This window comes from Terriglobales bacterium (assembly GCA_035454605.1).
GTDB lineage: Bacteria > Acidobacteriota > Terriglobia > Terriglobales > Acidobacteriaceae > DATMAB01.
Genome location: DATIGQ010000211.1, coordinates 1 through 5,513, shown reverse-complemented (window position 1 = coordinate 5,513; position 5,513 = coordinate 1). Strand labels below are relative to the sequence as shown.

The 5,513-nt window shown below is 63.2% G+C and carries 5 protein-coding genes; 2 read left to right on the top strand and 3 right to left on the bottom strand.

Annotation, left to right across the window (positions count from 1 at the left end):
* Positions 1 to 1,667, bottom strand: a 1,667-nt coding sequence (locus VLE48_14930) for a S9 family peptidase (protein ID HSA94305.1), incomplete at its 3' end; no start/stop codon positions are given.
* Between the two features lie 123 nt (positions 1,668 to 1,790).
* Here VLE48_14930 and VLE48_14925 point away from each other — a divergent pair.
* Positions 1,791 to 2,594, top strand: a complete 804-nt coding sequence (locus VLE48_14925; GenBank protein HSA94304.1) for a hypothetical protein — start codon at positions 1,791 to 1,793, stop codon at positions 2,592 to 2,594.
* Between the two features lie 259 nt (positions 2,595 to 2,853).
* The gene (locus tag VLE48_14920) at positions 2,854 to 3,687 is read left to right on the top strand and encodes a hypothetical protein (protein ID HSA94303.1); all 834 of its coding nucleotides are present in this window, start codon (positions 2,854 to 2,856) and stop codon (positions 3,685 to 3,687) included.
* A gap of 86 nt (positions 3,688 to 3,773) precedes the next feature.
* Here the strand turns inward: VLE48_14920 and VLE48_14915 are convergent, their stop codons facing one another.
* Together VLE48_14915 and VLE48_14910 are read right to left on the bottom strand one after the other, a co-directional pair.
* Positions 3,774 to 4,367 carry an HNH endonuclease gene (locus tag VLE48_14915; GenBank protein HSA94302.1) on the bottom strand — a complete coding sequence of 198 codons (594 nt, stop codon included), beginning with the start codon at positions 4,365 to 4,367 and terminating at the stop codon, positions 3,774 to 3,776.
* Positions 4,368 to 4,421: 54 nt separating this feature from the next.
* Positions 4,422 to 5,237 (bottom strand): ComF family protein, encoded by an 816-nt coding sequence (locus VLE48_14910; protein HSA94301.1) that lies wholly within the window; start codon positions 5,235 to 5,237, stop codon positions 4,422 to 4,424.
* Between the last annotated feature and the right edge of the window lie 276 nt (positions 5,238 to 5,513).

The following is a 5,513-nucleotide window of genomic DNA, read 5'->3' as shown; positions in this document are numbered from 1 at the left end:
CAGTTCACCATGTAGCCGCCGAACGACGCTCCCAGCGCGCACACTCGCCCACGGTCGAGAAAGGGATACTTGGCGAGCGCGTAGTCCAGGCCCGTCATCAGGTCCCGATAGGCGCCGCCGCCCCAGTTGCCGTTGATCTTGTCGATGAACGCCTGCCCGTAGCCCGTCGAGCCGCGGAAGTTGATCATCACCACCACATACCCGCTGGCGGCGAAAAGCTGCGCGTTCCACCGATAGGTCCACGAATCGCCCCACGCCCCCTGCGGCCCGCCGTGCACCAGGAACTTCACCGGATATTTCTTGCTGGCGTCGAAATCCGGCGGCTTCACCAGGAACCCCTGGACCTTCACGCCGTCGCTACTGCGGAACCAGAAGGGCTCCAGCTCTGAAGTGTGCACACGCGCGAACACCGCATCGTTGAGGTTCGTAAGCGGCACTGCATGAACCTCTCCGCGCGACCACACGATCTCATAGATCTCGTTCGGCCTCTGGGCGGACATGCGTGTGGCAACAACAACGTAGGACGTGTGAAATCCTCCACTCTCTGGCACTACCGCCACCTCATCGTAGTGTCCTTGAGCGAACAATTCGACTTCCTGCTCTTTCATTCCCATCCAGAAGATCGGCTGTTGCCCCTGCTCCTCGGCCGTGAAGAACAATCCATCGGAACCCGGTGCCCAGGCCAGCGAATCCACCCATCGGTCGAACTTTTCCGTCAGGTTCGTAACTTTCCCTGTCTCCCGTTCATACAGCATCAGCCGCCAGCGATCGCTTTCGTAACCCGCGCGCAACTGCGCCTTATAGGCGATGTAGCGCCCGTCGGGTGAATAGAGCGGCGTCGAGTCCGCGCCCTTGTTGGTGGTGACTTGCTTTGTCTCTCCCGTCGCCACCTTCACCACGAAGATGTCCTCGTTGGTGCTGGTCGCCTCCACCGGATCGTGGTTGCTGGTGTAGGCCACCTCGCTGCCGTCGGGCGAGAACGAATAGTCGTCCTGCCCGCCCAGGCTGAACGGAGGCACGTCGTAGTCACCGGGCGTCAGGTCGCGCGCGCTGCCGCCCTCCACCGGGACGAGGAACAGATGGCTGCGCTTGCCGTCATCCCACTTGTTCCAGTGCCGGAAGAGCAGCCGCGTGTAGAGCGACGCCTTGACCTTCGATTTGGCCTTCGCCTCGTCGCGCGCCTTGTTGCAGGCGTCGTCCGCGCAATCGGGATACACCTCGGAGACGAACAGGATGTGCTTCCCGTCTGGCGACCACAGCGCGCCTTCCGCTCCGGTCGAGATGGAAGTCACGGCTTTCGCCTCGCCCGCCAGCGTGCCCGATTCCGGATCGAATCCCGTCGTCCAGATCTGCGAATCCTTGCGCGATCCGTAGAGGAAGCGTTTTCCGTCCGGCGCCCACCGCGGACGCTCCTCCCCCTCGCCGCTCGTCAACTGGCGCGCCTCGCCGCCTGCCACGGGCACCACCCAGATGTGCGGAATGCGCGTGTTGGCTGCCAGGTCCACGTGCGTGGCGGCGAACAGCACCCACCGCCCGTCGGGCGAGACTGCCGGGTCAGCCACGCGCTTGAGCGCCATCATGTCTTCGAACGTGAACGGATGCTGGTCCTGCGCTACGGCCAGGCACGGTATGAATAGAAAAAAGATGCAGAGCAACCGACGCCTCATCTCCCCCTCCTCGAAGCCCGCCAGTCTAAACCATTTGCCCTCCGCGACTTCGACCCGCACGCTCTCATGTGATCGCCCGCAATACTCCGGCAACCCGCCCTTCCCGCCGGCATCTAATTAGACATGCGCGTCCTGAGAGGCATCGCAGTCCTGTTGCTGGCCTTCACTTCGGTTGCTTTCGCCCGCGAAGGCAAGCTCGATCCCTCGCCGCCTGTCGGCATCACCCCCGCGGAAATCATCCGGCGCTTTGCCGCCAAGGAAAAAGAGTTCAAGCAGGCGCGCGACAACTACACCTTCCGCCAGGACGCCAAGATGCAGACCCTGGAGGGCAACCGAGTGGATGGCGAGTGGCGCCAGGTCATCGACGTCACCTTTGACAACCAGGGCCGCCGCGTCCAGCAAGTTGTCTTCGCTCCGGCGCCCACGTTGCGCCGCATCGGCGTCACCCGCGAAGACCTGGACGACCTCGAGAACCGGCTTCCCTTCGTCCTCACCAGCGATGAGATCGGCGATTACGAAATCGAATATGCCGGCCAGCAGCGCGTCGACGAGCTCGATACTTACGTCTTCGACGTCCGGCCCCGCCGCATCGAGAAGAACCGGCGCTACTTCGAAGGCCGCATCTGGGTGGACAACCTCGATTTCCAGATCGTTAAGACCTACGGCAAGAACGTGCCCGACATCAAGAGCCGCAGCGGCGAGAACCTGTTTCCCCGGTTCACCACCTACCGTGAGCAGATCGACGGCAAGTACTGGTTTCCCACCTATACCCGCGCCGATGACACCCTGCACTTTTCCAACCAGGATGTCGATATCCGCATGATCGTCCGCTACACCGACTACAAGCGCTTCGGCGCCGACGTGCGCATCACCTACGAAGGCAAGGAAATCCCCAAGGTCGAGCAGCCGCCTTCCAAGAACCCCTAATCGCCGCTAACCGCATCCGCAGTCGGAACCCTCCCATGATTGTCGTCCCGAGCGCAGCCTTGCTCGTCCGCCTCTGCGGCTTTTCTCCCCTGTTCCTTATCCTTGTCATCCCGAGCGCAGCCTTGGTCGTCCGCAGAAGCGGACGACCAAGGCGCAGTCGAGGGACAATGCCTTCGCTTTTCGGTGGGAGAGCTGGGCGTTAGCCCCGGGCAATCAGCTTCTGGCGCGAAACCCCGCCCTGTAGGAAAATAGTGCCCCTATGTTCTCCCGCTTCCTCCTTCTTTCTTTCGCCCTGCTCCTTCCCGCTTTCGCCCAGGAAGGCCCGCTCGATCCCTCGCCGCCCGCCGGCATCACTCCCCAGGAAATCATCCAGCGCTTCGCCGCCAAGGAAAAGGAATTCAAGCTGGCGCGCGAGAACTACGTCTATCGCCAGTCGGTAAAGGTGCAGGGCCTGGACGGCAACACCGTCACCGGCGAGTACCAGATCATCTTCGACGTCACCTACGACGATAAGCACAACCGCAAGGAGAACGTGCTCTTTGCGCCCCAGTCCACGCTCGAGAGAACGGGCATCGGCATGACCAAGGAGGACCACGACGACATCCGCAACCTGCTGCCCTTCGTCCTCACCTCCGACGAGCTGCCGCAATACAACGTCACCTATGCCGGCAAACAGCAGGTGGACGAGCTCGGCACCTACGTGTTCGAGATCGCACCCAAGCTCATCGAGAAGGGCAAGCGCTACTTCCAGGGACGCATTTGGGTGGATGACCGCGACTTTCAGATCGTCAAGACCTACGGCAAGCCGGTGCCCGAGACCCGGCCCAAGAAGAAGGGCGAGCAGGAGAACCTATTCCCCAACTTCTCCACCTACCGCGAGCAGATCGACGGACGCTACTGGTTCCCCACCTACTCGCGCGCCGACGAAGTCCTGCACTTCGCCACCAGCGACCAGCACATCCGCATCATCGTGAAGTACACCGACTACAAGTCTTTCGAGACCGGATTCCAGGAGAAGGTCACCTACCAGGGCGAAGCCGTCAAATCCAAGCCTGGCGACCAGTCGGCGCCGCCGCAGTCCAAGCCACAATAAGCCTCGGCTCTTGGCCCTTGGCTTTTGGCTTATTGCCTATTGCTTATCGCTGTTTGCTGAGTGCTGACTGCTGACTGCTGACTGCTTCAATAGAACAGATACTTCCGCCACTTCTCGTCCGAGCGCCCGATCAGGCGCATGATGTGGCGGCTGGTATGCAGGTTGAAGGCGCGCGGCTCGCGCAGCAGCGTCATGCTGGCCTCGATCACCATTTGGTTGCCCTTGCGGCGGTTGCAGGGATGGCAGGCCGCCACCAGGTTCTCCCACGTCGAAAGCCCGCCCCGCGACCGCGGCACGACGTGGTCCAGCGTCAGCTCGCTCGAGGGCATCACCGTGCCGCAGTACTGGCAGGTGTTGCGGTCCCGCAACAGGATGTTCTTTCGCGAAAGCGCCCGCGTCTGGTGCGGGATGCGGCGGTACTCCAGCAGGCGGATCACCGAAGGCAGCCGGATCTCGAAGCGCTCCGCGTGCAGGGTGTGGCCGTTCTCTTCCTCGGTGCGCGCCACGCCCTTCAGCACCAGCACGATTGCCCGCCGCGCCGCGCAGATGTTGATGGGTTCGTAGGACGCGTTCAGCACCAGCACCGGCGTGTGCATCACCGAAAGGCCGTTGCCCGGCCGTACCTCGGCGTGCCCGTTACCGTGGCCCCCGTGCTCCGTGTTGTGTGTCCGATGCGTCATCTCTTGCTGCTATCTTCGGAGGGGCACGACTTCAATCGTGCCACGACCGCCGTCCTAAGCCTGGGGCTTTGGCCCTTGAGATAAACTTCCGCCTTCTCCCTTCATCACTCTTGCTACCGTCGCGACGAACACGCTTCTCGCGCCCGCCCGCCGCAGCACCCGCGCGCATTCCGACGCCGTCGTGCCCGTAGTGAACACATCATCGACCACCACGACGTCCCGTCCAGCCACGGCCTCCGGCCGCGGAACGCTGAACGCGCCTCGCAGATTGGCGCGACGCTGATGCCGCGTCAGCCCGGTCTGCGACAACGTCGCACGCACTCGCCGCAGCGCGCCGGCATTCAGTTCAACCTGGTGCCACTCGCGACCGCGGACCCGCAACCTGCCCAGCGCAGCTTCCGCAATCCTCTCCGCCTGGTTGAACCCGCGCTCGCGCAACCTCTCCTGGTCGAGCGGCACCGGCACCAGCACCGGCCGCTCGGTCAGTTCCGTTCCCAGTCCTTCCAACGCGCCGGCCAGATACTCGCCCAGAACCTGCGCCGCCGGCAGCACACGTTCATATTTTAGAAGATGGATCAGCTCGCGCAGGTTGCCGTCATAGCCGCCGAACGCCACCGCCTTCACGTAGGGCGGGGCCGCCCGCCCGCACATGCCGCACAGCGGGACACTCGCCGCCGCCGCGTGCGGGCTGAACAGCCGCTCGCCGCATACCGCGCACACCGGTCCTGATATCGGAACAACTTGCGCCAGGCACTCCGGGCACACCGGCAGGCGGGAAAGATGGATGAGGGGGGCCCTACAGAGACGGCAATCGGCGGGAAACAGCGTCGCGGCCAGGCTTTCCGCGGCCACGCCTATCAGCCCTGCCAACGTACTTCGGCCCTTCGAGTTCAGGACCCGCGCGCGAATTAGGTCACTACTGCTGAAGACGACCCTCCGCCAACCGGACACCCGGCGGATAACGACTCAGTATACGACAGACCCCTCCTTATCCGCTTGTCCCTCGGCGGCGCCGCATGGTACCTTGCGCCCGCCGGATGCAACCATCAGGATGCATGCCGGGTTCCAATCATTCATCCATCAGGAGGAAGCGTGGCCACAGCCACCGAAGCTCAACCTCAGCAGGCCTCATTCCAGCCCTACGTT

Excerpts from the sequence above, each read along its gene's own strand:
- VLE48_14925 (HSA94304.1), top strand. The coding sequence starts at position 1,791 with ATGCGCGTCCTGAGAGGCATCGCAGTCCTGTTGCTGGCCTTCACTTCG.
- VLE48_14920 (HSA94303.1), top strand. The coding sequence starts at position 2,854 with ATGTTCTCCCGCTTCCTCCTTCTTTCTTTCGCCCTGCTCCTTCCCGCT.
- VLE48_14915 (HSA94302.1), bottom strand. The coding sequence starts at position 4,367 with ATGACGCATCGGACACACAACACGGAGCACGGGGGCCACGGTAACGGG.